The following is a 26384-nucleotide window of genomic DNA, read 5'->3' as shown; positions in this document are numbered from 1 at the left end:
CCCCAGCACCGTCCCCGGTACGCCCCCATCTGCCGCCCGCATACGAAATCATGCTTTTTCCATATGAAATCGCATGAGACGCATTCTTATTTGTAGATAAGATTTGATCCGACATCGCTAAATCAGAACGACGGGGCGCATGGTGCGAGGCACCGCGCCAGATGCCCTGCCGTTCATTCACTCCCTCGCTTACGGATCTGCTACATGCCACCCAGTCTGCCCCCGGCAGCGCGCCCTTTCGCGCTGCGTCCATTGGTCATCTTCATCGGGCTCGCCCTGAGTGTTCCCTTGAGCACCCTCTCAAATGCACAGGCCGCCGGCACCACCACCGGGCCAGCCGAGGCAGCCCGTCCTGACACTCCCCCAGTGACCACCCTGGAGGAAGTGCAAATCGAAGGTAGCTACGAAAACCGCGACGAACGCGGCCGCAACCAGGTCTTCGACAAAGATGTCGTCAACGTCTATCAGGGCAAGGAAGAAATCGAGCGCTACAAAGGCGCCACAGCTGGCGACCTGTTCAAAGGCATGAACGGCGTTTACAGCGGTGACAACCGCAACAGCGGGGCGCTGGATCCGAACATTCGCGGTATTCAGGGCGAAGGCCGGATACCCGTCACCATCGACGGCACCGAGCAGGCCACCTCCATCTGGATGGGGCCGGCAGGTGTCGCCAACCGCAACTACATCGACCCCAATCTGGTCGGCAGCATCATGGTGGAAAAAGGCCCCTCGCTGACGCCGGGCCTCAAAAGCGGCATCGGTGGCACGGTACAGGTCAGGACGTTGGAACCCGACGATATCATCCGCCCCGGCAACACCTTCGGCATGGAACTCAAAACCGAAACAGCCACGAACGCCGTACGCGCGCAGGAGAACTGGAAGAGCCTGTTCGGGCAGGATTACCGGGATATCGAGGGGGCCTGGAGCGGCAATGACGGGCAAGTCACCATGGGCGCTGGTGGCGGTCTGGAAGTGACTCCGCGCAGCGGTTCCAGCGGCAAGGACTTCAATTTCGACGATAACTCGTTCCGCCTGGCCATGGCGAAAAAACACGAACACTTCGACTTCCTGACAGCCTACAGCTACCGCAAGCGCGGCAATTACTACAGCGGCACCCATGGCGCGGACAAATACCAGACTGACACCTGGCAAGACGAAGCCACCGCACAATTTGACAACGATGGCGGCGTCGGCGGCCTGCAAACAAACTACGTAGCCAATTACTTCCTGCCCGGCCAGGAAGTCACCAACACATCGAGCACGCAGGAATCCTATCTGTTGAAGGGTTCGCTGTATCTACCCCACGACCAGGCCATCAAGCTGAGCTATATGCACAGCAACCAGCAATATGGTGAAAGCCTGCCCTGGCTGGTGTACTGGGCCGTGCGCGACCAGGTATTCGAAGGCAACCAGGCGCAAATGCCCTACAGCAAGGTCAAGCAGGACACACTGAACCTGGGCTACAGCTTCCAGCCGGAAGGCAACAAATACATCAACCTGAACGCCAACGCCTGGATGACCCACAGCAAAAGCTGGCGCCACCAGAATGGCGATATGGTCTATGGCATCACAGGCACCAATCAGTATGGCACTGGTGATATTCCCTGGAACAGCTATGTCCAATGCCATGTGATCGACTACGACATTTATGGAAACTGTGCCAACGTTTCCAGCACGCCGCCAGAGAAACAGGCCAATGTCGATGATGCCTACACCATCTACCCGAAAGCGCTGCAGATTTCCACGCATAAACGCTGGGGTTTCAACCTGAGCAATACGGCGGAACTGCACCCCCGCCTGCACCTGACCCTGTCTGGCGATTTCACCAAGGAAAAGCTGCGCCAATCGGACGCATCGGAAGGACGGCAATTAACGGAGCTGACCTGGGGCGTCAACCACCTGGGCCCCCGCAGCGGCACACGCCAGCAATGGGACTTTGCCTTCAACTTCGACTGGAAACCCGTGGACTGGCTCCAGCTTTACGCCGGCGCGCGCTACAGCGACTACTGGTCGTTCGATGACGGTTTGGCGGAGAAACGGGCCAATCAGGTCAGTGGCTATCAGGTTTCTGAGAGCAGCATCACTGCCAAAAGATACAGTTATTTCCGATTAATGACTGATGAGGAAGTAAGCGCCCGAAAAGCAACTATCTATGCCAAATATCAGTCCTATGTAGACAGGTACACCGGCACCCGACTGGAAAAATTCCTGGAGCAATACCCTGATGCAGAAACGTTTGCTAAATCAAGCTACTCCGGAATCATTGATGGTGTCTGGTACACCACTTACGACTCAAATAATTACATCGAGGTTCCATACAACAATTCCTTTGAAGGCTTTGCCGACAACAATCCTTTCCTGAACGGCACCATAGACATCAATGCCTGCACAGAAAATGCGCAAGGCCAAGAGGGCTGTGTCGCAAATTTCATTTATCCCGGTACCAGTAACAACGTTTACAGCTACGCCACCGACATAGATATCTGGCAGCAGCCGGAAAAAAAGCAAGGCCATGCCTGGGCGCCGCAATTCGGTGCCAATATTTCCCTGACGCAAAACATACGGCTATACGCCCGCTACGCAGAATTCATCCGTTTCCCCAGTCTGTATGAAGATACCCAATCCGCCTGGGGCTATAAGGCGACATACCTGGCCGCTGCCGCCAGCAAGCCCGAACATGCCTACAACTGGGAAGTGGGCTACGTGCATAACCTGGCCGATTATTTCCCTCGCCTGGAATACGCCGATTTCCGTATCAACTATTTCCACAACACCATCCATAACTATATAGATCGCGACAACACTTTCAATATCGTTCAGTTCGACAAGAAAAAAATGACCGGTATTGAATTGCAGACGCGCATCGACAGCGGCAGATTCTTCGCCAACCTGGCCGGCACCTATCGCCTGAAAAACGAGATGTGCGACCGCGACTACGCTTCCTATCTAGACCCGGTCCAGAACCGGATTCCCGCCTGCATTACGGCCGGCTTCCCATTTTCGTTTTCCCGCACCAGCTTGCAGCCCAAATACTCGATCAATCTGGATCTGGGCACCAGGTTGATGGACCGCAAACTGGAAATCGGCGGCCGCATGACTTACCACAGCAGCGCCAAGAACAAGGACGAAGAAGCTCTGGCCGTGACCGGCCTTTCCTACGCCATCAACCGCCCCTATTACTGGAACCCGATCTGGGTATTCGACGCCTATGCCAGCTACCAGGTGAATGACAACCTGTCGCTGGACCTGGGCATCAACAACATCACCAACCGCTACTACATCGACCCGCTGGCACGGGTGATGCAGCCCGCCCCCGGCCGCACACTCAAGGCCGGGCTGACGGCGCGGTTTTGAACACTAATTCTCAAGTTTTTTGTCCGTTTTTTGAAAAAAATGGTCTCAACCAACCTTATGGAGATTGAAATGAAGAAGTTTTCGAAACTTGCCATCGCTTCCGCCCTGGCCATGATGTCCGTGCAAAGCATGGCAGCCACTGTACTCGGCGGCGCAACGACCGAGTATGTGAAAACCGGCCAATCGACGCTGCAAGGAACCGACCGGGCCGGTATTTCCATGCCAGGTTCGGCTGCAGGCACTACCACCCCGCAATCCGGCATCGTCAGCTTTGCGGGCGGCCCGATCGCCCAGACCAACTACGCCTACACCAGCCAGACCGGGCCTTACTACTACATCACGATCGGCAGCACTACGTTCTCGCAAACGTGGAAAGCAGAAACCGCCAACGGCACGGAAATCTATGCCTACCGCCAGATCAGCGACCCGCTGCCGAATTTCCCGCACTTTGGTGGTGAAGTTGTCGCCAAGGTGCCAGGTCATGAAGTCTATTTCGGTGAGTGGGCCCCCAAGGGGTCGAATACCGGCATGGGCAACGACACCGACCTCAACCTCGACAACGCCCTGCACACGGCATTCTATGTCGGCGAAAACCCCACCACCAGCATGCCCACGCTGGTCAATGCCACCTATGACGTCGTAGGCGTGTCCCAATACAACCCGGGCACGCAAGCCGGCGTCTATACCGGCATGCTGACAGCGAACTATGGCAACGGCAACAACACGCTGACCGGCAACATCGACTACGTCAGCTTCGCCAACACGACCATCTCCTCTGACGGCTCTTTCACCAATCTCGACGGCAGCATCCAGGGGCAGTTCTACGGTAATGCAGCCGAAGCGCTGGCCGGCTACTACAAGGACGAATTTTTCCCCAGCGACAGCATGGCATTCGGTGGCGCGAGGCAATAAGCGTCCGTTCTACGCAATGACTCGCTAAGGCTACAGGAAAGGAATCCCCCTCCTTTCCTGGCCTTTTTTCTCTGCATCCCAATAGACTTTCCCATGCTGCTCCGTCTGCTCCTCGCCATCATGGCGCTGTCCGGCCTGCTGACTGCTACCGCGCAGGCCGACGATGACGACACCCGCCTATTGCTCAACCAGATCGACCAGCGTACCGCCGAGCGGGAACGAGGCTATGTGCCTGAAGAGACGCCGCCAGGCATGGATCCCGCCTCTCTGATCACCATCGGCAAAACGACCTACAGCGTGGAAAATACCTTGGCTGACCTGGAACCGGCCATCTACATGTCGATGAATTTGCGGCAATGGCCCAAACTTGCCCAGTTCGTCCAGAAATACCAGCAATTGCCCGGCTACGACACCAGCCTGGTTTTACTGGCCGAAGGCATGCTGGCGAGAGAGGCGCGCGACTACGGCACAGCAGAACGCAAGCTGGAGCAAGCCTTGCAAGCCAAGCCGCAGTTCTCCCGGGCCAAGCTGGAGCTGGCGCGCATGTATTTCGAGAATCAGAAATCCCGCGAAGCCGCTGAGCTGTTCAAACAGATTTCCATCGCAGGCATTCCCGAGGCAGTCAGGCCGGTTATTGAAAGTTTCGAGAATGCGCTGGGCGAACGCAAGGCCTGGCATGGTTCCTTTGCCCTGGGCATGGGCTACAACAGCAACATCAACCAGGCCAATGGCATGAGCACGCAGTTCATCACTTGCCTGTTGCCAGGCATACTCTGCCGCCAGGCCACACGCACCATGCCAGCACCCATCTCGTCGGCCATGCTGAGCTACGACTTCGTCGCCATGCGGCGCTACCCGCTTGCCGGACATCACAACCTGCTGGTGCGCGGCATCAGCTACGGCAAGCTGCCTCGCCAGAATCGCCTGGCCGACAACGTGACCACCCACTACGACGAAAGCACCAGCCTGCTCTACGCGGGCTATAACTACCTGAGTGCGAGCCAGGATGTTTCGCTGACGCCGCTGTTCGAGCACAACTATGGCAATCACCATGTGCGCTACCAGGCGGCAGGGCTGCGGCTGGACTGGAAATACACCCTGGCCCCAGGCGCGCAGCTTGGCGTGAATGCGCAACGCAAACACTTCAGTTTCCGTGGTCAGGAACGCCAGTACTTCGCCAACTACGATGAAAACCAGTTCGGCCTCTACGGCTCCTACCTGCTGAACCCGAAGACCGCGCTTTATGGAGGCGTCAACTTCACCCGGAAACTGTTCCCGGATCGCACGGCAAGCAGCAAGGAATACATGGCGAACCTGGGCATGTACCGCCATTTCGATACCGGATTCCGTCTCAATGCCACCGCACTCTACCGACGCATACGCAACGACGAATTCAACGGTTTGATGGGCGGCAGGCGCAAGGATCACCAGCAAATTTACATTGTGAATCTCGCCATGCCCCGGCTGGCATTCGCTGGTGTCACGCCCAATCTGTACCTGAAACGCACGGTCAACAATAGCAGCCTGGACTGGGCCTATGCGTATCGGCAAACAGAAGCCATATTGAAACTCGAAGCCAGCTTCTGAGAACGCAACAAGCCTGTTGCCTGCCTGCTTGCCCGGGTCCATGGCACAGGCTCGCACTGCCTGGCAAGCGGCTTGTCCGTCCCATTCAGGAAGCAGCAGAAATCGTACCGCCTACAGCGGCCCCTTGAACACAAACCAGGCCCCCAGCGCAATGAAGCCGAAGCCCACCAGATGGTTCAGCGTCAGGCTTTCCTTCAGATAGACCACCGAAAAGACGGCGAAGACCGCCAGCGTGATGACTTCCTGAATCGTCTTAAGCTGTGCCGCGCTATAGACACCGTGGCCGATGCGGTTTGCCGGGACGGCCAGGCAATATTCCACCAGGGCGATCCCCCAGCTGATGAGAATGACTTTGGCCAGGGGGCTGTTGGGAAACTTCAAGTGCCCGTACCAGGCGATTGTCATGAAGACGTTCGAAGCCAGCAACAGCAGAATGGGGATCAGTTTGGGCGCCATGGCATACCGTCGATCTATCATCGGGACGGCTATTATGCCTCGCGCAGGCATGCCACCCACAGCCAGACAGGCATCACGATGCGCTGTCTGGCACCGTTACGCAGAATGCACCCGGCCTTCTACGTAACGGTAACGGGCGCGCGGCTTACTCCATCGTCATCAGGCTGGCGTTACCGCCGGCTGCCGCTGTGTTCACGCTGAGCGCGCGCTCGATGACCAGACGCTCCAGCGGGATATCCGCTGCACCCGGCTTCAGGCTGGCGATGCTGACGATGATGCCGTCACGGCTGGCGATCTGCTGCTGCAACTGCAGCAGCGAGGCTTCGTCGCCATGATGCAGGGCAGCGTCGAAGCTGGCCGTTGCCAGGTTGTCCGCCAGCAACACGCTGCTGCGGACTTCCTGCGGCAGTTGCTGGTGCAGGGTACGGGCCACGCTGTCCTGGCCATTCCAGACCATGCGGCTGCCCACGGCCAGGACCGCTGCCAGCTGCACGATGTAATCGCGTTCGCTCGCCGCTACGCCCAGGACGGCCAGGCGCGGCAGCACGCTATACACGTTGTTTTCACCCGTCGGCCCTGTCAGCGCATAGCTATTGCCGCTGAAGAACGCCATGGGTTCACGCACCGGACGCACGCCGGGATTCTGGCGTAGCCATTGCGCCAGGGCTTGCGCCGCTGCCGGCAGTGCAGCACGCTGTTGTGCTGCGCCCGTGGCAAAGGGCGTGGCCAAGGCCTTTTCCGGGCGCGCCGTCAGCAGGCGGTACAGATAAAGCGGCCCGCCGGCCTTGGGGCCGGTGCCTGACAACCCCTCACCGCCGAAGGGCTGCACGCCGACCACTGCGCCCACGGTATTGCGGTTCACGTACATATTGCCGACATGCGCGCCTGCCACCACGTGCTCGATGGTTTCGTCGATGCGGGTGTGCAAGCCCATGGTCAGGCCATAGCCGGTATTGCGGATCTGCGCCAGGATGTTGTCCAGTTGCTCACGACGGTAGCGAATGACGTGCAGTACCGGCCCGAAGACTTCGCGCTGCAGGTCGGCCAGATCAGGCAGTTCAATCAGCGTCGGCGCCACATAGGTGCCGTGGGTGGTGGCGGCGCCACGTACAGCCTCCCCTCCCAGCGACAGCTGGTGCACGGGACGTCCCTTGGCACGCAGTTGCTCGATGTGGCGGTCGATATTGGCCTGGGCTTCGGCGTCGATCACCGGGCCGATGTCATTGGCCAGCAGCGCCGGGTTGCCCAGGCGCAGTTCGGCCATGGCACCCTTGAGCATGGTGATGAGACGGTCGGCCGCATCTTCCTGCACGCACAGGACGCGCAGGGCCGAGCAACGCTGGCCGGCACTGTCGAAAGCGGAAACGATCACATCCTGCACCACCTGTTCGGTCAGCGCGGAAGAATCGACAATCATCGCATTCTGGCCACCGGTTTCGGCAATCAGCGGCACCGGCTGGCCATTGGCGCCCAGGCGCCGCGCCAGCGTGCGCTGCAGGATGCGCGCCACTTCCGTGGAACCGGTGAACATCACGCCCTGAACGCGCTCGTCCGCCGTCAGGCGCGCGCCCACGACACTGCCGCTGCCGGGCACCAGTTGCACGGCTGCACGCGGTACGCCAGCCTGCCACAGCAGGCGTACGGCCTGCGCCGCCACCAGCGGGGTCTGTTCGGCAGGCTTGGCCAGCACCGTATTGCCGGCAGCCAGGGCGGCCACCACCTGGCCAGTGAAGATCGCCAGCGGGAAGTTCCACGGACTGATGCAGACCACCGGACCCAAGGGACGGTGCGTGGCATTGTCGAACTGGCTGCGCGCCTGGGCCGCGTAATAGCGCAGGAAGTCCACGGCTTCGCGGACTTCAGCGATGGCGTTGGCGTAGGTCTTGCCCGCCTCACGCACCAGAATTCCCATCAGCGGCTGGATTTCCGCTTCCATGGCATCGGCAGCACGGTCCAGCATGGCGGCGCGCTCGGCCACCGGCACGGCAGCCCATTGAGGCGCGTAATCATGGGCGGCCTGCAAGGCGGCATCGACCTGCTCCACACTGGCGGCATGCACGGTACCGACGGTATCGCGCAGGTCCGACGGATTGCGCACCTGTTCGGCTTCGCCCAGCTGGTCCAGCTCCACCGCCAACATGGGGCGTGCCACCAAAGCGGCACGCGACGACTCGCGCAGGTTGGCGACCAGCTGTTCCAGCTGCTGTTCATTGGCAAGATCCAGGCCGCTTGAGTTGCGGCGGGCGCTGCCATACAGATCCAGCGGCAGCGGAATGCCCTGGTGCGGCAGGCCCAGCGTGCCTTCGGCGGCGGCCATGGCTTCGACCAGCGTCACCGGATCGCGTACCAGCTCTTCCAGGGAAATGCCCTGATCCGCCACGCGATTCACAAACGATGTATTGGCGCCGTTTTCCAGCAAACGGCGCACCAGGTAGGCCAGCAGCGTTTCATGCGTGCCCACCGGGGCATAGATGCGGCAGGGACGGCCCAGCTTGCCTTCGTTCACCGGCCCGACCACCTGTTCGTACAGAGGTTCGCCCATGCCGTGCAGGCACTGGAATTCATATTGGCCGGGCTGATAATTTTCCGGGCCGGCCAGTTCATAAATCGTGGCCAGGGTCTGCGCGTTGTGCGTGGCGAATTGCGGGTAAATGGCATCCGGCGCGCCCAGCAGCTTGCGGGCGCAGGCGATGTAAGACAGATCGGTATAGGGCTTGCGCGTATAGACCGGATAGCCGTCCATGCCGTCGATCTGGGCACGCTTGATTTCGCTGTCCCAGTAGGCGCCCTTCACCAGACGAATCATCAGGCGCTGGCCGCTGCGCCGCGCCAGGTCGATCACGTAGTCGATCACGAAGGGGCAACGCTTCTGATAGGCCTGGATGACGAAACCGATGCCCTTCCAGCCCTTCAGATCTGGTTCGAAGCACAGGCGCTCCAGCAGGTCCAGCGAGATTTCCAGGCGATCGGCTTCTTCCGCGTCGATATTCAGGCCGATATCGTATTGACGCGCCAGACGTGCCAGCTTCAGCACGATGGGATACAGCTCGGCCTGCACACGTTCCACTTGCGCGCGACTGTAGCGCGGGTGCAGCGCTGACAACTTGATGGAAATCCCCGGGCCTTCATAGACGCCACGGCCATTGGATGCCTTGCCGATGGCGTGAATAGCCTGTTCGTAGTCATTCAGGTAGCGCTGCGCATCCGCCGCCGTCAAGGCAGCCTCGCCCAGCATGTCATAGGAATAGCGGAAGCCCTGCGGCTCCAGCGAACGGGCGTGGCGCAGCGCTTCTTCCATGGTTTCACCGGTGACGAACTGTTCGCCCATCATCCGCATCGCCATGTCCACGCCCTTGCGGATCAAGGGTTCACCACCGCGCGCGATCAGGCGTCCCAGCGAAGCGCTCATGCCCTTTTCACTATGGGTAGCCACCAGCTTGCCGGTGAGCATCAGGCCCCAGGCTGCCGCATTGACGAACACGGATGGGCTTTGCCCGACGTGTTCTTTCCAGTTGCCCCGGCTGATCTTGTCGCGGATCAGCACATCACGCGTCGCCTTGTCGGGAATGCGCAGCAGCGCTTCCGCCAGGCACATCAGTGCAATCCCTTCCTGTGACGACAGCGCAAATTCCTGCAGCAGGCCTTGCACCAGGCCGGCCTTGCCGGACGCCGTCTTGCGCTGGCGCAGCGCACTGGCGACCTTGAGCGCCAGCGCCTGGGCGCGGCCGGAAAGATCCGCCGGCAGGCGCGCACGTTCCAGCAACCAGGGTACAGCTTCGGTTTCAGGCCGGCGCCAGGCCGCCGTAATGGCGACCCGCAGATCGGATTGCGGCGCCAGCGGCGTCACATGGGCAAACGGGGCGGCGGCAGGGGCAGCAGCAGAGGAGACCTGGGGGGCGGCTACAGGAGCGGAAATGGACATAGGATCATCCAAGAAAGACACAGGCGGATATCGCCAAATTTTTTGCTATTATCTTTGAAGATGATTAAAATTTTTCACCATAAAAATCACCATAAATAGCGAAAAAATCAAAATGAGTACCGGGGAACACGAGTTAGACCGAATGGACATCCGCATCCTCGAACTGCTGCAGCAGGACGGCCGGATTCCCAACACAAAACTGGCCGAAGCCGTCTCTTTATCCCCTACCGCGGTACTCGCGCGAGTTCAGCGCCTGACCCGCGAAAACTACATCCTGGGCTACGAAGCACGACTCAATCCACGCAAGCTGAAAGCCGGTTTGCTGGTGTTTGTGGAGGTGTTGCTGGACCGCACGACGCCAAATGTCTTTGAAGAGTTCAAGCTGGCCGTGCAAGACCGCCAGGAAATCATGGAGTGCCATATGGTGGCAGGTGGCTTCGACTACCTGCTGAAAACCCGCCACGACAATATGGAAGCCTATCGGGATTTCGCGGGCCGGGTGCTCTGGCAACTGCCGGGAGTACGCGAAACCCGCACCTATGCGGTCATGGAAGAGGTGAAAAGCTCCATGGCACTGGATTTGACACATGCCTGGTAGGCCGGCCCCGCCCCCCATGGCCCGCCAGAAAAATAAGAAAAAAGAAAACAATTAATTCCACAAGAAAAACAATCCAATAAGGAAAACCCTTTATACACAGCAATATACGGGTTACCCCCATCGGTAAATCCTGGCCATATATTTATCATGATTAACAAAAATCACTAGGAGACCACCATGTTGAAAACCCAGTTCCGCGCGACGGCCTGGCTGGCAGCCTGCGCCAGCGCCATCGCACTGCCCGCTGCAGCTGATGTCACCATCGGCGTTGTGTTGCCCTTGACCGGACCGACCTCCGCCCTGGGCCTGCAGGTTCAGAATGGCATCAAACTCTGGCCAGATGAAATCGCTGGCGAGAAACTCAAAGTCATCGTCATGGACGACGCGACCGATCCCACCGTCGCCATCCGCAATACCCGGCGCCTGGTCACCGAAGACAAGGTCGATGTGATCGTCGGCTCAGCCGCCACACCGATTGCGCTGGCCATGGTAGATGTGGCGTTGGAGTCGAAAACGCCGCAGCTGGCGGTATCTCCGCCTCCGATTCCGCCCGGCAAGGAAACCTGGACCTTCCGCCTCGCTCCCTCATCGGCCACGATTGCGGAAGCCATGTTCGACCACATGCAGCGCCAGGGCATCAAAACCCTCGGGTTCCTGGGATATACCGACGCCTACGGTGAATCCTGGCTGCAGGATGTCAGCAAAATGGCGGCAGACCATGGCATAGAACTTTCCGCTGTCGAACGTTTCCAGCGGACCGACAACAGCGTGACCGGCCAGAGCCTGAAACTGGTGGCCGCCAATCCGGATGCCGTCCTGATCGTCGCCTCCGGTTCCGGCGCAGCCATGCCGCACCGTGCCATGGTCGAGCGCGGCTACAAGGGCAAGCTTTACCAGACCCACGCGGCCGCCAGCCGGGATCTGCTGCGCGTCGGCGGCAAGGCGCTCGAAGGCGCCTACGTCCTGTCCGGGCCTGCCGTCGTCGCGGAACAGTTGCCGGCGGATTTCCCGTCCAAACAGGCGGCCATGGACTACGTCCAGCAATACGAGGCGCAATACGGTCCCGGTACGCGTAATCAGTTCGCCGCCCACGCCTATGACATCCAGGAATTGCTCAAGCATGCCATCCCCATGGCGCTGCAATCCGCCAAACCGGGAACGCCGGAATTCCGTGCCGCACTGCGCGACGCGCTGGAGGCCATGCCGGAACTGCCCGTCTCCCAGGGCATGCTCGATTACACCGCCGACGATCACTGGGGATTTTCGCCGAAAAGCACGGTCGTGCTGAAAGTCGTCAATGGCGACTGGCAACTTGAACCCAAGGACTAAATCCCGTCACCTGCAGGTATCCTCCCTGGGAAACAGGGAGGATTTCCCTGGCCACGCAACGAATCCCTAGCGAAAACTCAGCGGCTACCTGCATTCTCTCCATGCAACCAGGCCATAATAGAGGCCTGCGACAATCAAGGTCCGACATGGAAGAAAAAGACCCGCACCCCCCTTCGAGTTCATCCACGCTGGATACCAGTTGCCTGCATCATGTCCTGGGACATCAGCTGGCCATGGCCACCGCCCCCACGCGCAAGGTATTCATCAAGCACATCGGCCAGCCGCTGGATCTGCGCCCGGCAGAATTCTCCATGCTGCTGATCATCGCCCACAATGCCGGCGTTACGCAGAAGCAACTGACCCAGGCATTGTCCCTGCCGGCACCGAAAGTCACCGTCATGCTGGATCGCCTGAGCGAAAAAGGCCTGCTGCTACGCGAACGCAACACCATCGACAAACGTTCCATTCGTGTGCACCTGACCCCGGAAGGGCAGGAACTGGCCGACCGCGGCTACCAGATTTCCCTGCGCATGGAAAATGACCTGCTGCGCGGACTGACGCAGGCAGAACGGTTCATGCTGCTGGAATTGCTCAATAAGGTCGCCCGCCGTTCCCGCTGAGCCGGTAGAAATATCGCCGTGCCCGCCGCTGCCAGCAGCACCACGGCTCATGGGGATGCTGGCGCAGCCACTTTTTCCAGCAAACGCATCAACTGCTGTCGTTCTCCTGCGTCCAGCCGCTCGGCCAGCGCACGTTCGTAAATATCCATTTTCCGGCGTAACGACCGCAACTCTTCACGGCCTGCGCCTGTCACCGCCAGCGCACGGCTGCGCCGGTCGCCCTGTACCGGACAACGCTGCACCAAACCGTGACTCTCCAGCGTATCTATGACTTTGACCACACTGGCACGATTGACTTTCAGATGCTCCGCCAAGGCTGACTGGTTCATTCCCGGATGCGTGGCAATCAAGGACAACGCGGTGATCCGTGCTGGTGTCAGGGCCTCGGCACCCAGAATGCCGAACAACAACTCATACGAGCGAACCTGGGCACGCCGGAGCGCGTAGCCCAGCGCGTCACTGCACAGATCCAGCCCGGCATCGTCCAGGCCTGCAGGCTCTTGCCCGCAGCCGGCTTGCGCCGGGCTGTCCTTGCTCTCCATACACACTCCTTCCTGCCTGGGCCCGCATCGCGCCCGATCGCTTATCAATTATCGAAAATAACAAAATTCCGATCTGCACAATACCGGATGCCGCCCGCGGATGCGGCCGCAAAATAAGGGAAAAACCTATAAGAAATTGCAGCATGACGACCTTGCGGCAAAAAGAATAGCATGACAGACTGTTATCCAACACAACAGTTAACAACGATAACTAAATAACTTGGAGCATCCCAGGCCACGGCGCGGATGCCCAGCCTTGCCAGGAGCAGACCATGCCTACGACCCGGAACACCCCGCTGGTGACACTGGACATAGACGGTGCCATCGCCACCATCACCCTCAACCGGCCAGAGAAGCGCAATGCACTCAGCATGGGTGTCATCCATGAACTGCAGGATTGTTTTTCCGGCCTGCCCGGCAGCGTCCGGGCAGCCATCCTCAATGGCGCAGGCACACACTTCAGCGCCGGACTGGACCTCAGTGAATTGTCCGACACCAGCACCGCCGAAGGCATCCATCAGTCGCTTGCCTGGTATGAAGCGTTTTCACGCATTCAGTTCGGCCGCGTCCCCGTGGTGGCCGTGCTGCATGGCGCCGTTGTCGGCGGCGGGTTGGAGCTGGCCTCCGCGCTGCATGTCCGCATCGCAGAGGAAACCGCCTATTTCGGTCTGCCAGAAGGACAGCGCGGCATTTTCCTGGGCGGCGGCGGCTCCGTGCGCATCGCCAAACTCATTGGTTTTTCCCGCGTCACCGAGATGATGCTGACAGGTCATGTCCTGGACGCCAGGGAAGCACATGCCACCGGCCTGGTGCATTACGTCACACCTCCCGGCGCCGGCATGGCCAAGGCCAGGGAGCTGGCGGAACGCATCGCAGGCAATGCGCCGATGTCCAATTTTTCCATTTTGAATGCCCTGCCGCTGATCGCCGAGCAGCCCATGTCCCACGGGCTGTTCACCGAAGCGCTCATGGCTGCCATCGCACAAGGCGAACCGGCTGCGAAGGAACGCCTGCAGGCATTCCTGCAAAAACGTGCCGCCAAGGTCGTGCCCGGCGGCTAAACCCACGCCCGGCCTCCGCCATCTGCCCCGAATTTGGCCCCGAATTTGGCCAGCCACCCGCCAGACGATGTCGCCCGCCACTTGGCACTGGCAAGCGGCCCGCCCGGCACCTGTAGCAAGCACACATAACAAGAAGCAGCACCACCCGCTGGCATCTGCCGCCTTGCGCCTGCCCTGAGCAGCGCGCACCACGGCGGCCTACCGCCAGCCCCACTGCACGAGGAGACCATGAAACCCACCCCTGATGCCGCCACTTCCACTCCCCCGGCCGCACCGGACATCCGTCCGTTCTTCCGTCCGGCCTCGGTTGCCATTATCGGCATGTCCAGCAAACCCGGTTCCGCCGGACAGGTCGTGCTGGCCAACCTGGTCAATGGCGGCTACCAAGGACCGATCCACCTGGTGGGCCGCAGCGGCGGCACGCTGGGCGAACGCCCTGTCCTGACCGATATTTCCCAGCTTCCCGACGGCATCGAGCTTGCCATCCTGATGCTGCCGTCCGAAGCTGTGCGCGATGCTGTCCAGGCCTGCGTGGCGAAAGGCATACGGGGCGCCGTTTGCTTTGCCTCCGGCTTTGCGGAAATGGGCGAGGCCGGCCGCCAGCAACAGCAGGAAATCGCCGCCATAGCCCGCGCGGGCGGCCTGGCCCTGCTGGGCCCCAACACCGTGGGCTATTTCAACTACGCCGATGCGTTCTACGTGATGATGGTGCCCTTGGTCCTGCCGCCGCGCCTGAACCCGGAAGATGGCCCGGCCATCGCCATCGTGGCCCAAAGCGGCGGCGTAGGCGCCCATATCGCCGCCTCGCTGCTGGCACGCGGCGTACCGCTGTCATACATGATGACCACCGGCAACGAAGCCCAGACCGGGCTGGCGGAAATGGTGCGTTTCTATGCCGCCGACCCGCATACCGGCGCCATTGTCATCTACGCCGAGCAAATCCGTTCAGCCGCCGATTTCCTGGATGCCGCCCGCGCGGCGCGAACACAGGGTAAGCCTGTCATCATGCTGCACCCTGGCCGCAGCGAGCAATCCCAGGCAGCGGCGCAATCCCATACCGGCGCCCTGGCCGGCAATCATGCTGCCATGCAGCTGATGGCCCGCCACGCAGGCGTGCTGGTGGTCGATACACTGGAAGAAGTCATAGATGTCGGCCAGCTCATGCTGCGCTATCCCGTACCGCCCACGGGCGGGTTGGGGCTGGTAACGGCCTCTGGCGCCATCTGCGGGCTGGCGCAGGATTATGTCGAGCCCCTGGGCCTGGCCATGCCTGCGCTTTCTGCTGCGCAGGCCGAGCAGTTGCGGGAACACCTGCCCGCCTTCCTGCCTCCGCGCAATCCGCTGGATATCGGCACACTGTCAGCCTACCAGCCCTCTATTCTGGCTACGGGCGTCGCTACCCTGCTGGCCGACCCCGGCATCGGCAGCCTGCTGGTGTCCATGCCCATGCCAGAACCGGCGGCCTCGGTCGAATGGCTGGACTACTTTCTGCAAGGCGCTGCGGGCAGCCGCAAGCCCGCCATCTACGTCATGCAGAATGAAGATACGCCCCCGGCCGACGCCTTTGTCGCCCTGGCCCGCAAGCACCGCGCCGTCATCATGCGCTCGCCCGAACGCGCCTTGCGCGCGCTGGCCTGCGCCACGCGCTTCGGCCAGTCACAGGCAGCCGCCCGGCCTGCGGCAGCCTCCGGCCCTGCCTTGGCAACCGCCGTACTGCCCGCCATGCGCCCCGGCGCCCAAGCCGAATGGATGGGCAAACAGGTATTGCGGGCGCTCGCCATTCCCACGCCCGCAGGCGAACTGGCGCGCACGCTGGACGACGCGCTGCAGATCGCCGCCAGCATCGGCTATCCCGTCGTCCTCAAGGCCCAGGCGGCCCAGCTCGCGCACAAAAGCGATGCCGGCGGCGTATTGCTGAATATTGCCGATGCCCCCGCCTTGCGCTCGGCCTGGCAAACCCTGCACGACAACATCGGGCGGGCGGTACCGGGCCTGGCGCTCGACGGCGCGCTGGTGGAAAAAATGGGGCCGCGCGGCCTGGAACTGGTGGTAGGTGCCAGCCGCGATCCGCAGTGGGGTCCCATCCTGATGGTCGGCCTGGGCGGCGTCTGGGTGGAAGCGCTGGGCGATGTGCAACTGCTGCCCCCCGACTTACCGCACGAGGCCATCGTCGGCAAGCTGCTGGCGCTCAAGGGCAACAAACTGCTGCGCGGATTCCGGGGCCAGCCGCCCGCCGACCTGGACGCCGTGGCCGATGTCGTGGCGCGCGTCGGCCACTTGATGCTGGCGCACCCGGACATCACCGAAATAGACATCAATCCCTTGGTGGCCTACGGGCCGGGCCGGGGTGTCATGGCGCTCGACGCCCTGGTCGTGACACGCTGACACCAGAGATTTGCCTCGCAACCCGCGCGGCGCGCAGCCATCCGCCTGACGCCGCGCCTGCCTCCAAGAAAGGAAACCAGACATGAAAGGACAGGCCTATATCGTTGGCGCCTACGAACACCCGACCCGCCATGCCGCCGACAAGACCTTGGCCCAGTTGCATATCGAATCGGCGCTGGGCGCGCTGGCCGATGCCGGGCTCGGCCTGCAGGATGTGGATGGCTATTTCTGCGCCGGCGATGTGCCGGGCTGGGAATCCCCCGGTTCCGGCCCGATGTCGGTCGTGGAGTATCTGGGGCTGAACCTGCGGCATCTGGATACCACGGAAACCTGGGGTTCGGCCTACATCAACCACGTTGCCCATGCGGCACAGGCCATTGCCGCCGGCAAATGCCGCGTGGCGCTCATTACCCAGGGCGGCCGGCCACGGGCGGAAAAATTGCCGCCCGAGGCTGCCATGCGCCAACAGCCGCAACACGCCCCGGAAGCACAGTTCGAGTTGCCCTATGGCGCGGTCGTCACCAATGTCTATGGCATGTGCGCCGCACGCCACATGTACGAGCACGGTACGACTGCCGAGCAGCTGGCCTGGATCAAGGTTGCGGCCTCCCACCATGCCAGCCACAATCCGCATGCGCTGCGGCAGGAAATCGTGACCGTGCAGGATGTGCTGGATTCCCCCGTCATTGCCACGCCGCTACACCGGCTGGATTGCTGCATCATCAGCGACGGCGGCGGCGCACTGGTACTGGCGCACCCGGATATCGCCCGCAGCCTGAAGCGCCCCCTCATCACTCCCATAGGCGCCGGTTTCAACGTGCGCCACCTGAATGGCGGCTATTTCGACATCCTGGCCTCCGGCGGCGTGCGCAGTGGCGCCGAAGCCTTTGCCCAGGCCGGGGTAAAGGCCCAGGACATCCAGTACGCCTCGCTCTACGACAGCTTCACCATCACCGTCCTGATCCAGCTGGAAAACCTCGGCTTCTGCGCCCCCGGTGCCGGCGGGCGCTTCGTTGCCGATGGCGGCCTGATCTCAGGCAGCGGACGCCTGGCCGTCAATACCGACGGCGGCGGCCTTTGCAACAACCACCCTGGCAACCGGGGCGGCATGACCCGCCTGCTGGAAGCCGTGCGCCAGCTGCGCGGCGAAGCCCACCCTGCCGTCCAGGTTCCCGGTTGCCGGCTCGCGCTGGCGCACGGCACCGGCGGGCAACTGGGCGGCCGCCACGGCAGCGCCACCATGATCCTGGTACGCGAGGACTGAACTATGAATACCCGCACCATCATTGCGCCCCAAGCCAACCTTGAAACTGCCGAGTACTGGCAGGCCGCCAACGCGGGCAAACTGCTGCTCAAGCGTTGCTGCGACACCGGGCAAGCCTTCCATTACCCGCGCGACCGCAGCCCCTTCACTGGCGGCGCCACGGAATGGTTCGAGGCCAGCGGCCGGGCCACCCTCTATAGTTATAGCGTGCTGCTGCGCGGCCCGGCCCCCTATTGCCTGGCCTATGTGCAGCTGGCCGAAGGCCCGCTCATGATGAGCAACATCCTCACCGATGATTTCGAACGTTTGCGCATCGGCCAGGACCTGAGCCTGGATTTCCTCGATAGCGGAACCGGCCAGCAACTACCGGTGTTTCGTCCGGCCTGAAGCCGTCCCTCGCCGCCGCAGGCCTGTGTGTGAACCGCAGGCCTGTGTGAAATATTGATGCCTGCCGCCAGGGGCAAGCGTCCGCCAGGCCTGGCGTCACCGTGCCCCCGGTCTAGGCCGCCATCAGCAAGACCAGCGCGTGCAGGGCCAGGCCGATCAGGCCACCGACCAGCGTGCCGCTGAAGCGGATGTACTGCAGGTCGCTGCCCACGCTGCGCTCCAGCTCCTGCACCAGCTGACGCTCGTCCCAGTTCCGCACCGTTCGGGAAATATGGTCGGTCACGCCATCGCGCAGCCGGTCGGCCAGTTTGGCGGCATTGCTCAAGATGTGCTCGTTCAGGGCATCGCGCAGCGAGTCATCATCACGCAGCCGTTCCCCGAAACCGGCCAGCGCTTTTTCCAGATGACGGCCTATGGCCGAATCGGGCGCGGCCAGATCGGCCCGCAGCAATGCCATGATGTCAGCCCACACGCCGTCGATATAGGCCTGCACCTGCCCATGCGCCAATAGCCGCTGTTTCATGGCTTCCACCTGTTCGCCCAGGGCCGGGTCGCTGCCCAGGCGGCGCACGTAATCCGCCACCCAGGCTTCGTAGTCGCGCCGCAACGGGTGCCCGGGCTCCTCCAGCACGGCCTGCATTTCCTCCAGCAGCGCCCGCGCCAGGCGGTCGGCCAGTCGGCCGGACAACTCATCCACCGACGTCACCGCGCCCACCACCTTGAGCAAGGTGGGCCACTCGCGGCTGGCATAACGCACCATCATCGCAGAGATGCGCTGCTTGACGGCTTCGTCGCCGATATAGCCACCCAACTGGCGCAGCGCTTCATCCAGCAATACCTGATGGCGTCCGTCGCGCGTCAGCAGATTCAGGACTTCGCTGGCCGTGCCCGCCGCATTCCAGCGCGACAGATAGCCGCGCAATGAGTCCGTCAGCGCCGCCTTGACGGCCTTGTCGTCCAGCAGGTCCAGACCCTGCAAGGCCGCCTGGCGCAAGCCCGCCCCCAGGCGTTCGCGCTGCTCCGCCCCTGCCAGCCATGTGCCCAGGCGGGCGGCAGGATCAAACAGCTTCAGTTTATCCAGCAAGGTCTCGGGCGCCAGGAAGTGATCGCGTACAAACACTGCCAGGCTGTCGCCGATCCGTTCCTTCTTGTTGGGAATGATGGCGGTATGCGGCAGCGGCACACCGAGCGGATGGCGGAACAGGGCCACCACCGCGAACCAGTCTGCCAGCGCCCCCACTGTCGCCGCTTCACAGAATGCCCGCAGCCAGGCCCAGCCACCCTGGCCGCCCATCAGGTGACTGGTGATGAAACCCGCCAGGGTCAGCGCCAGCAAACCCAGCGCGCGCCGCTTCATGCGGCGCAGCGTACGATTCTGTTGCTCCAGCGCAGCGCTGTCTGTCATGACTGTCTGTCCGTCCTTGAAGCCCTGCCCGGCCCGCTCCGTTCCGGCCATCGACCGCGACGAGGCCTCGCCCAGGTGGGCGATGAGCTGAAAGAAATGAATGCGGATAAGGAATACGCATAATATTAGGCTACTGCGATAGCCGATATTCGCCCAGCCTTCTCAAGCGCCCGGCCTGTCAGCCCAGAACGTGCACTGCATTTCCATGCTGTCCTTCCCGATCCCGCCAGCGGGCCTGTCCCGTCCTGCCCATGCCATCCACCGCCGCTGCCGTCCCGCCCGTTCCCGCCGCCGATATCCGGCTCTGGCGCGACCCTCTGCTACCGCATGTCGAATTGCGGCAAGCCAGCCACAGCCGCGCCTGCTATGTGCCCCACAGCCACCCCAGCTATTCCATAGGCGCAATCGACAGCGGCCATAGCCTCTTCACCGGCGCCCAGGGCGGCCGGCGGCGTACCGGCCCCGGCACCCTGGTGTACGTGCCGCCAGCGCATGTCCATGCCTGCAATCCAGCCTCCCTGGAAAGCTGGAGTTATCACATGCTGCACCTGGATGCCGCCTGGATGGAAGACCTGCGCATCGAACACGCCGCACTATCGGGTGCCTCGCTTACGCCCCGGTACATGGATCAGGTCATGCTGGCCACCGCGCCACCACGGTATGCAGCCTATCGCCAGCTGGCGCAAATACTGGGCACTGGCCAGCCGGCTTGCGCCAAGGATGCCGCACTCATTGAATTCGTCATGGACAGCGATACCCGGCCAGCCGCTGCCCCCTTGCCACCGCTGGCCCGCTGCGCCCCCGGCCCGGCACTGCTGCGGGTGATGGACGCTTTGCGCGACGACCCGGCGGCCAATCCGTCGCTGGCCGGACTGGCTGCCCTGGCCGGCATGGGCCGCTACCAGCTGATACGCGCCTTCCGCGCAGCGACGGGCATGACACCCCATGCCTACCAGCTGGATTTCCGCATCAATCAGGCGCGAGACTGGCTGCGCCAGGGCGCCAGCCTGGCCGACACGGCCTATCGGCTGGGCTTCGCGGACCAGAGCCATTTCCAGCGCATGTTCAAGGCCCGCGCCGCCATGCCGCCCGGCCGCTACCGCAGCGGCGCCTAGCGCGGCCGCCCACCAGGGCGCAGTCGTACCGGCGACTGTCTCCGCCCTCCCGCCGCTCCTTCCGCAGCCCCCGCCCAGGCGCCACGCCTGCTGGCGGTAGAGAGAGGTACGCCATATCTGCCGCAATTTCATTCAATACCTGATCCCGGACACCGGACACACTGGCGGCCATCGCCTCTGCCTGTTCTTGCCATGTCCACCTTCCTTCTGATTGCCACCGCCCATTTCTTCGCCCTCCTTGCTCCCGGCCCGGATTTCCTGCTGATCACCCGTCTCGCCGCTGGCAATGGCCTGCGCGTCGCAGCCAGCGCCTGCCTGGGCATCGCCCTCGCCAATGGCCTGTTCATCGCCATCGCATTCGCCGGGCTGGATCTGCTGAAACCGGACACAGGCTTGTTTCGCGGCCTGCAGATGGCAGGCGGCGCCTATCTGCTCTATCTGGCGCTTGCCCTGATGCGCAGCTGCCAGCCCCCTTCACCCGGCGCAGAGCGCCGACTGCCCGCCCATGCGCCGCGCCTGTCCTGGCCGCGCGCCCTGGGCATGGGCGGGCTATCGGCCCTGCTCAACCCGAAAAACGCATTGTTCTATGGCAGCCTGGCCTCCATGCTCGCCAATACTCACACCCCATCGCTCTGGCTCTGGCTATGCGGTATCTGGATGTTCTGCGTCGTGCTGGCCTGGGATCTGCTGGTCGCCGCGCTCATCGGCAACCCTTGGGCGCAGCGCCACTATCATCGCTGGCTGCCAGTGGTGGAACGGCTCTGCGGCCTTTTGCTCGGCTTGCTGGGCCTGCTGATGCTATGGCAAGGACTGTCTCCGAAAAAATAGATTGCATATCATCAATTGATATACAATCTATTTCATGGACACCCACCCCGACTCACTTCCAGGCGTGCAGGACTCCCCTCACGTCAATGCCAACACCACTTTTCCGTCGCTGGTCAGCTGTGTCGCGCGCCAATGGCGCCGTGCGCTGGACGCCGAGTTGCAGCCCCTGGGGCTGACCGAAGCAACCTGGCGCGCCCTGCTGCACGCATCCCGTGCGGCCGCGCCGCTGCACCAAAAGGATCTGGCCCGTACCATGGGGCTGGACAGCTCTTCCGTGGTGCGCCTGCTCGTCACCCTGGAGCGCGACGGCCATATCGTGCGCGTCGAAGACGCCGAAGACAAACGCGCCAAGCGCATCCTGCTGACGGCCGCCGGCCGTGCACTCAGCCTGCGTGTGGAAAGTATTGCCAGCGAAGTCCGCGCCCGGCTACTGGGCGGGCTGCCCGAAGATGAACTCGCGCTTGCCATGAAAGTCCTGCGCCAGGTATCTGCCACCCTGGCCGCCAATAACAGCGATCCTCAATCATGATGTCCGCTCCGCAAGGCCGGCCGCCATTCTGGCTGCTGGCCGTCATTACCATTGCCAGCACCATGGCAATGAATTTCTTCGTGCCGGCCCTGCCCGCCGCCGGTCTGGAATTGAACGCCAGCAATGGCGCCATGCAAGCCACCATCAGCGTCTATATCCTCGGCCTGTCTGCCGGGCAGTTGGTTTATGGCCCGATTGCGGACAGCATCGGCCGGCGTCCGACACTGATGGTCGGCCTGGTGCTCTATGTCCTGGGCAGCCTGCTGGCCGCATTTGCCGACAGCCTTTCCGGGCTGCTGGGCGCGCGGCTGCTGCAGGCGCTGGGCGGTTGCGCGGGCCTGGCGCTGGGCCGGGCCATTGCCCGCGACACATCGGAAGCGCATGACGCGGTGCGCCGCCTGGCTTTGCTGAACCTGATGATGATGCTCGGGCCCAGCCTGGCGCCGCTGCTGGGCGGCATCCTGACCAGCCATACCGGCTGGCGCTCCGTGTTCTATCTGATGACGGCCATCGGTGCCGCCACGCTTGTCCTGTCCTGGCGCCTGTTGCCGGAAACACTGCCCAGTGCCAATCGCCAGACCCTCCATCTGGGCCAGGTCGCTCGCAACTATCACTCCCTGCTGCGTTCGCGCGCCTTTGTCTATCTGTCCATCGGCGGCGGGCTGACCACCACCAGCATGCATGCTTTCATTTCCAGCGCCCCCTTCATTTTCCATGACAGGCTGGGCCGCCCGTTGCATGAGGTCGGGCTTTATCTATGCGCCCTGATTTTCGGCATGTCGCTGGGCAATGCCGTTACCAGCCGCCTGGTGACCCGGATGGCCGCCAACCGGCTGCTCATCAGCGGCACCCTGCTGAGCCTGGCTGCGGCCGCTTCGCTGGCCATTCAGGTTGCCGCCGGCTACCTGACCGTCACCGGGATCCTGCTCAGCATGACTGCGCTGACCTGCGGCGCGGGAATCGCCAGTCCAGCCATTCTGACCCGCGCCATCAGTGTCGATGCGAAGCTGATCGGCTCGGCATCCGGCCTGTATGGCAGCACGCAGATGTTGATGGGCGCGATCTGTACCGCGCTGGCTGCCGCCATCGGCAACCCCGCCGTCGGCGCTGCAGCAGTATTGCTGGGTGCAGCCATCCTGGCCCAGATCTGTCTGCGCCAGGGCCTGAAACACCTGCCGCCGGAAGCCTGAAAGCCGGTCGCCGCATCCGGCGCTGCGGCACAGCACGGCCCGCGACATGCGGACAGTGCTGTGCCGGCCATCAGGCTGCCACCGTGTCCTGCCGCGCATACCGCGAGTCCAGCCACAAGGCAAAGAAATTCAGGCATCCCAGTCCGGCGCCCACCAGGCAGACCGACTGCCAGCCACCGTGCTGCCAGGCCAGTGACCCCAACGCCGACCCCAGTGCGGCGCCGCCAAAATAGCAGGTCATGTAAACCGCATTGATGCGCGAACGCGCCTCCGGCAAGAGACGATAAATGACATGCTGGTTGCTGATATGGATCCCTTGCAGCGCAAGATCTATCATCAGGATACCGGCCAGGAACCAGGCCAGCGAATCCCGCCCCAGCCACAACATGCCCCAACCCGCCACCAGCAGCACGGCGGAGGCGCGCATGGTGATCTGCCCCCAGCCACGATCGGCCAGACGCCCGGCCACATTGGCCATCAACGCGCCGGCCACGCCCGCCAGGCCGACCAGACCGATCGCCATATCCGACAAGCCATGCTCCGGCCCGGCCAAGAGCAGGGCCATGGTGGAAAACAGCACGCTGACCGCGCCAAAGGAAATCGCGCCCATCAGGGCAGCACTGCGCAAACGGGGCAAACGCGCCAGCAAAACGCCCAAGGAACGCAAGGTCGCCAGATAGCTGGTGCGCGCAGCCGGCGCCGGCACATCCGGCAAGGCACGCCACAAAGCCAGAGCCACCAGCAACATGGCGACGCCGCCTGCACGATAAACCAATTGCCAGCCGCCCAGTTCCGACAGAATTCCTGCCACGCTGCGGGCCAGCAAGATGCCCATCAGCAGCCCGCTCATCACCAGCCCCACCGCCCTGCCGCTGGCGCCTGGCGCAGCCAGCGCCGCCGCCATGGGCACCAGCACCTGCGCAGCAACCGAGAACAGGCCCGTCATCAGCGTGCCTATCGCCAGCCAGGCAAAGCCTGACGAAAACCCGCTGAGAAACAGTCCTGCCGCGGCCAGCAGCATCATGACGACCGCCAGGCGGCGGCGCGCCAGCATATCCCCCAGCGGCACCAGCAGGAACAGCCCCACGCCATAAGCCACCTGGGCAATGGTGACGGTCATGGACGAGGTGGATTCCGGCACGCCGAAAGCTTGTGCAATGGAGTTGAGCAGCGGCTGATTGAAATAGTTCGCGCCGGCACACAGGCCACAGGCCAGCGCCATCAGCAGCAAAATGCGATTCGACAGCACAGGCGTACTCCCTGTGGCGTGCGCCTGCGCAGACGGCGTGCACAACTTCTGCTCGGACACGGATACCCCTTTTCATGGACAGGCCCGAGCCAATGCCGGGCCAGACACGCGCAGGCACCATGCCAGCGCAATCGCCAACCCTCAGGGCCGGCGATACACGCCGCTACTCTACTCCACGCCCCGGCTCAACTCCACCCGGTTGCGGCCCAGGTGCTTGGCACGGTACAAGGCCTGATCCGCCGCCTTGAGCAGCAGGAGGTAATCCGGATGGCCGGCATACAACGCAACGCCAATGCTGAGCGTCATGCGCAAATGAATATTCTGCCCCAGCGGAATCCGCTCATTTTCCGCGCGTCGCCGCAGGTTTTCAGCCACCAGCATCGCCGTCTCCTGCTCGACATCGACCAGAACCACCAGGAACTCCTCGCCCCCCAGACGGAACAGATAGTCACTGCTGCGCACCGCCTGCGACATGAATAGGCCGACATGGCGCAAAGCCGCATCTCCTCCGTCATGGCCATGTTCATCATTGATGCGCTTGAAATGGTCGATATCCACCATCAACACCGCCAGTCCGCCGCCATTGGTGCGCGCAAACTCGATCTCGCGGTTCATGATGACCTGCAGATACTTCCGGTTCAACAGGCGCGTCAGCACATCGCGCCCGGATTCAAGGTAGCCTGCCTGCTGGAACAGGCCCTCCAGCAAGAAACCGACCGTGCGGCAATGATCGCGGATACGGCGCAGGACATCCACCTGCCCCGTGTTCTTGCCATCCGAATCCGCAGCCAGCTCATTGAGCTGCCCGGCAGCGATATCCACGCGTTCGATTTCCGCCAGAATCGCGGCCACATCCGGGCTGCCCTCGAATGCATGGGCGGCCTTGTGCGTAAACCATAGGCCAAATTCAGACTTGCCCAGCAAAGGCAGGTTGGCACGCGCCTGGTTCACCGCGACCTCATACATGAACTGGTTTTCCCAGCCCAGCAGCGCCGCCCGCTGTTTTTCCCGCTCCGCCCCGATATCCTGGGAAATCGCAAACAGCCGATAGGCTTCTTCGGCACGGGAGTTACGGTCATGCGATACCGCGTACGCCTGGCACATCACCTCCATGGCCAGCGAAGTCAGCTCCGCCACGTAGGCAACCGCTTCCGTACGCAAGGCAGGATCCGCCATCTGCAACTGGCTGAACATTGCCTCATTCAGCGCCCGCGCGCCGCGCATGACCAGATGCGTCGGGATGCCGATACGCGCATGTACGCCGCCGACCCGTTTCTGATAGGCCACCGTCGCTTCGTAATCTTCCGTCAAGGCAACGGAAAACACCCCCTCCAGCCAAGACTGCAAGGCAGGATGCAAGCGGCTCTGCACCAATTGCGCCGACAGAAAGAACGACGCTGCCGAATCCTGCATCATCTGTTCATAGAACCGGGTGGCCAGCTCGGCCTTCTGCTCCCGCACCAGCCCCTGCACCAACCGCCAGACATCTTCGCTGTACCTGCCGCAAATATGCCGCCAATCCGCCATCCACTCCTCGGGCGAGGTATTTTTTCTTAACATTTCAAAACCTTGCTTCATGTGTCAATATTCTGGCACGGAAGCGAACAAATCAGGAAGTCGTACCAGAAAAAAAGACCAGAAGCCGCGTGCC

Annotated in this window: 20 protein-coding genes; 14 read left to right on the top strand and 6 right to left on the bottom strand. The window is 62.3% G+C overall.

Annotation, left to right across the window (positions count from 1 at the left end; translation table 11 throughout):
- Positions 1–288 precede the first annotated feature (288 nt).
- From ACNA1V_RS08515 to ACNA1V_RS08505, 3 genes are all read left to right on the top strand, one after another.
- Complete coding sequence (locus tag ACNA1V_RS08515; RefSeq protein ID WP_415833164.1) at positions 289–3354, top strand: TonB-dependent receptor domain-containing protein; 3066 nt, start codon at positions 289–291, stop codon at positions 3352–3354.
- A 69-nt stretch (positions 3355–3423) separates the two neighbouring features.
- The gene (locus tag ACNA1V_RS08510) at positions 3424–4266 is read left to right on the top strand and encodes a Slam-dependent surface lipoprotein (RefSeq protein ID WP_415833163.1); all 843 of its coding nucleotides are present in this window, start codon (positions 3424–3426) and stop codon (positions 4264–4266) included.
- A 93-nt stretch (positions 4267–4359) separates the two neighbouring features.
- The gene (locus tag ACNA1V_RS08505; protein ID WP_415833162.1) at positions 4360–5853 is read left to right on the top strand and encodes a surface lipoprotein assembly modifier; all 1494 of its coding nucleotides are present in this window, start codon (positions 4360–4362) and stop codon (positions 5851–5853) included.
- Between the two features lie 111 nt (positions 5854–5964).
- On the opposite strand, the gene ACNA1V_RS08500 is transcribed toward ACNA1V_RS08505, so the two are convergent.
- The gene (locus ACNA1V_RS08500) at positions 5965–6309 is read right to left on the bottom strand and encodes a DMT family protein (protein ID WP_130487283.1); all 345 of its coding nucleotides are present in this window, start codon (positions 6307–6309) and stop codon (positions 5965–5967) included.
- Between the two features lie 145 nt (positions 6310–6454).
- A complete protein-coding gene (gene putA, locus ACNA1V_RS08495; RefSeq protein ID WP_415833160.1) occupies positions 6455–10231 on the bottom strand; it encodes a trifunctional transcriptional regulator/proline dehydrogenase/L-glutamate gamma-semialdehyde dehydrogenase in 3777 nt (1258 codons plus the stop codon).
- Positions 10232–10343: 112 nt separating this feature from the next.
- On the opposite strand from putA, the gene ACNA1V_RS08490 reads away from it, so the two are divergent.
- The 3 genes from ACNA1V_RS08490 to ACNA1V_RS08480 all read left to right on the top strand — a co-directional run bounded on the left by ACNA1V_RS08490 (position 10344) and on the right by ACNA1V_RS08480 (position 12778).
- Positions 10344–10829 (top strand): Lrp/AsnC ligand binding domain-containing protein, encoded by a 486-nt coding sequence (locus tag ACNA1V_RS08490; protein WP_068371656.1) that lies wholly within the window; start codon positions 10344–10346, stop codon positions 10827–10829.
- 177 nt (positions 10830–11006) lie between these two features.
- A complete protein-coding gene (locus ACNA1V_RS08485; RefSeq protein WP_415833159.1) occupies positions 11007–12158 on the top strand; it encodes an ABC transporter substrate-binding protein in 1152 nt (383 codons plus the stop codon).
- Positions 12159–12304: 146 nt separating this feature from the next.
- Positions 12305–12778: a MarR family winged helix-turn-helix transcriptional regulator gene (locus ACNA1V_RS08480; protein WP_415833158.1), complete on the top strand. Its 474-nt coding sequence runs from the start codon at positions 12305–12307 to the stop codon at positions 12776–12778.
- Between the two features lie 47 nt (positions 12779–12825).
- On the opposite strand, the gene ACNA1V_RS08475 is transcribed toward ACNA1V_RS08480, so the two are convergent.
- Positions 12826–13320 (bottom strand): MarR family winged helix-turn-helix transcriptional regulator, encoded by a 495-nt coding sequence (locus ACNA1V_RS08475; protein WP_415833157.1) that lies wholly within the window; start codon positions 13318–13320, stop codon positions 12826–12828.
- A gap of 272 nt (positions 13321–13592) precedes the next feature.
- On the opposite strand from ACNA1V_RS08475, the gene ACNA1V_RS08470 reads away from it, so the two are divergent.
- The 4 genes from ACNA1V_RS08470 (at position 13593) to ACNA1V_RS08455 (ending at position 18417) form a co-directional block, all read left to right on the top strand.
- On the top strand, positions 13593–14381 hold the full coding sequence (locus ACNA1V_RS08470; RefSeq protein WP_415833156.1) for a crotonase/enoyl-CoA hydratase family protein: 789 nt from the start codon (positions 13593–13595) through the stop codon (positions 14379–14381).
- A 228-nt stretch (positions 14382–14609) separates the two neighbouring features.
- Positions 14610–16766, top strand: coding sequence for an acetate--CoA ligase family protein (locus ACNA1V_RS08465; RefSeq protein ID WP_415833155.1), 2157 nt, complete (start codon positions 14610–14612; stop codon positions 16764–16766).
- A gap of 82 nt (positions 16767–16848) precedes the next feature.
- Positions 16849–18030: a thiolase domain-containing protein gene (locus ACNA1V_RS08460; RefSeq protein ID WP_415833154.1), complete on the top strand. Its 1182-nt coding sequence runs from the start codon at positions 16849–16851 to the stop codon at positions 18028–18030.
- 3 nt (positions 18031–18033) lie between these two features.
- Positions 18034–18417 (top strand): Zn-ribbon domain-containing OB-fold protein, encoded by a 384-nt coding sequence (locus ACNA1V_RS08455; protein WP_257740783.1) that lies wholly within the window; start codon positions 18034–18036, stop codon positions 18415–18417.
- A 112-nt stretch (positions 18418–18529) separates the two neighbouring features.
- Here the strand turns inward: ACNA1V_RS08455 and ACNA1V_RS08450 are convergent, their stop codons facing one another.
- Positions 18530–19822: a DUF445 domain-containing protein gene (locus ACNA1V_RS08450; protein ID WP_415833153.1), complete on the bottom strand. Its 1293-nt coding sequence runs from the start codon at positions 19820–19822 to the stop codon at positions 18530–18532.
- A gap of 251 nt (positions 19823–20073) precedes the next feature.
- Here ACNA1V_RS08450 and ACNA1V_RS08445 point away from each other — a divergent pair, with 251 nt between their 5' ends.
- From ACNA1V_RS08445 to ACNA1V_RS08430, 4 genes are all read left to right on the top strand, one after another.
- Positions 20074–20937: a helix-turn-helix transcriptional regulator gene (locus ACNA1V_RS08445; protein ID WP_415833152.1), complete on the top strand. Its 864-nt coding sequence runs from the start codon at positions 20074–20076 to the stop codon at positions 20935–20937.
- A 192-nt stretch (positions 20938–21129) separates the two neighbouring features.
- Positions 21130–21765: a LysE family translocator gene (locus tag ACNA1V_RS08440; protein WP_415833151.1), complete on the top strand. Its 636-nt coding sequence runs from the start codon at positions 21130–21132 to the stop codon at positions 21763–21765.
- Positions 21766–21799: 34 nt separating this feature from the next.
- Complete coding sequence (locus ACNA1V_RS08435) at positions 21800–22294, top strand: MarR family winged helix-turn-helix transcriptional regulator (protein WP_415833150.1); 495 nt, start codon at positions 21800–21802, stop codon at positions 22292–22294.
- Complete coding sequence (locus ACNA1V_RS08430) at positions 22291–23484, top strand: multidrug effflux MFS transporter (protein WP_415833149.1); 1194 nt, start codon at positions 22291–22293, stop codon at positions 23482–23484. The genes ACNA1V_RS08435 and ACNA1V_RS08430 overlap by 4 nt, the downstream gene beginning before the upstream one ends.
- A gap of 70 nt (positions 23485–23554) precedes the next feature.
- Here ACNA1V_RS08430 and ACNA1V_RS08425 read toward each other — a convergent pair whose 3' ends face one another.
- Together ACNA1V_RS08425 and ACNA1V_RS08420 are read right to left on the bottom strand one after the other, a co-directional pair.
- A complete protein-coding gene (locus tag ACNA1V_RS08425) occupies positions 23555–24793 on the bottom strand; it encodes an MFS transporter (protein WP_415833148.1) in 1239 nt (412 codons plus the stop codon).
- A gap of 108 nt (positions 24794–24901) precedes the next feature.
- On the bottom strand, positions 24902–26311 hold the full coding sequence (locus ACNA1V_RS08420; protein WP_415833147.1) for a diguanylate cyclase: 1410 nt from the start codon (positions 26309–26311) through the stop codon (positions 24902–24904).
- Positions 26312–26384 lie beyond the last annotated feature (73 nt).

The organism is Kerstersia similis, assembly GCF_965139615.1.
In the GTDB taxonomy this organism is placed as follows: Bacteria; Pseudomonadota; Gammaproteobacteria; order Burkholderiales; family Burkholderiaceae_B; genus Kerstersia; species Kerstersia similis.
Note: the sequence above shows the minus strand (reverse complement) of the source record. Positions and strands in the feature narration are given on the sequence as shown.

Excerpts from the sequence above, each read along its gene's own strand:
- ACNA1V_RS08485 (WP_415833159.1), top strand. The coding sequence starts at position 11,007 with ATGTTGAAAACCCAGTTCCGCGCGACGGCCTGGCTGGCAGCCTGCGCC.
- ACNA1V_RS08440 (WP_415833151.1), top strand. The coding sequence starts at position 21,130 with ATGTCCACCTTCCTTCTGATTGCCACCGCCCATTTCTTCGCCCTCCTT.
- ACNA1V_RS08420 (WP_415833147.1), bottom strand. The coding sequence starts at position 26,311 with ATGAAGCAAGGTTTTGAAATGTTAAGAAAAAATACCTCGCCCGAGGAG.
- ACNA1V_RS08500 (WP_130487283.1), bottom strand. The coding sequence starts at position 6,309 with ATGGCGCCCAAACTGATCCCCATTCTGCTGTTGCTGGCTTCGAACGTC.
- ACNA1V_RS08490 (WP_068371656.1), top strand. The coding sequence starts at position 10,344 with ATGAGTACCGGGGAACACGAGTTAGACCGAATGGACATCCGCATCCTC.
- ACNA1V_RS08470 (WP_415833156.1), top strand. The coding sequence starts at position 13,593 with ATGCCTACGACCCGGAACACCCCGCTGGTGACACTGGACATAGACGGT.
- ACNA1V_RS08505 (WP_415833162.1), top strand. The coding sequence starts at position 4,360 with ATGCTGCTCCGTCTGCTCCTCGCCATCATGGCGCTGTCCGGCCTGCTG.
- ACNA1V_RS08465 (WP_415833155.1), top strand. The coding sequence starts at position 14,610 with ATGAAACCCACCCCTGATGCCGCCACTTCCACTCCCCCGGCCGCACCG.
- ACNA1V_RS08435 (WP_415833150.1), top strand. The coding sequence starts at position 21,800 with ATGGACACCCACCCCGACTCACTTCCAGGCGTGCAGGACTCCCCTCAC.
- ACNA1V_RS08445 (WP_415833152.1), top strand. The coding sequence starts at position 20,074 with ATGCCATCCACCGCCGCTGCCGTCCCGCCCGTTCCCGCCGCCGATATC.
- ACNA1V_RS08480 (WP_415833158.1), top strand. The coding sequence starts at position 12,305 with ATGGAAGAAAAAGACCCGCACCCCCCTTCGAGTTCATCCACGCTGGAT.
- putA (WP_415833160.1), bottom strand. The coding sequence starts at position 10,231 with ATGTCCATTTCCGCTCCTGTAGCCGCCCCCCAGGTCTCCTCTGCTGCT.
- ACNA1V_RS08455 (WP_257740783.1), top strand. The coding sequence starts at position 18,034 with ATGAATACCCGCACCATCATTGCGCCCCAAGCCAACCTTGAAACTGCC.
- ACNA1V_RS08475 (WP_415833157.1), bottom strand. The coding sequence starts at position 13,320 with ATGGAGAGCAAGGACAGCCCGGCGCAAGCCGGCTGCGGGCAAGAGCCT.
- ACNA1V_RS08430 (WP_415833149.1), top strand. The coding sequence starts at position 22,291 with ATGATGTCCGCTCCGCAAGGCCGGCCGCCATTCTGGCTGCTGGCCGTC.
- ACNA1V_RS08460 (WP_415833154.1), top strand. The coding sequence starts at position 16,849 with ATGAAAGGACAGGCCTATATCGTTGGCGCCTACGAACACCCGACCCGC.
- ACNA1V_RS08510 (WP_415833163.1), top strand. The coding sequence starts at position 3,424 with ATGAAGAAGTTTTCGAAACTTGCCATCGCTTCCGCCCTGGCCATGATG.
- ACNA1V_RS08450 (WP_415833153.1), bottom strand. The coding sequence starts at position 19,822 with ATGACAGACAGCGCTGCGCTGGAGCAACAGAATCGTACGCTGCGCCGC.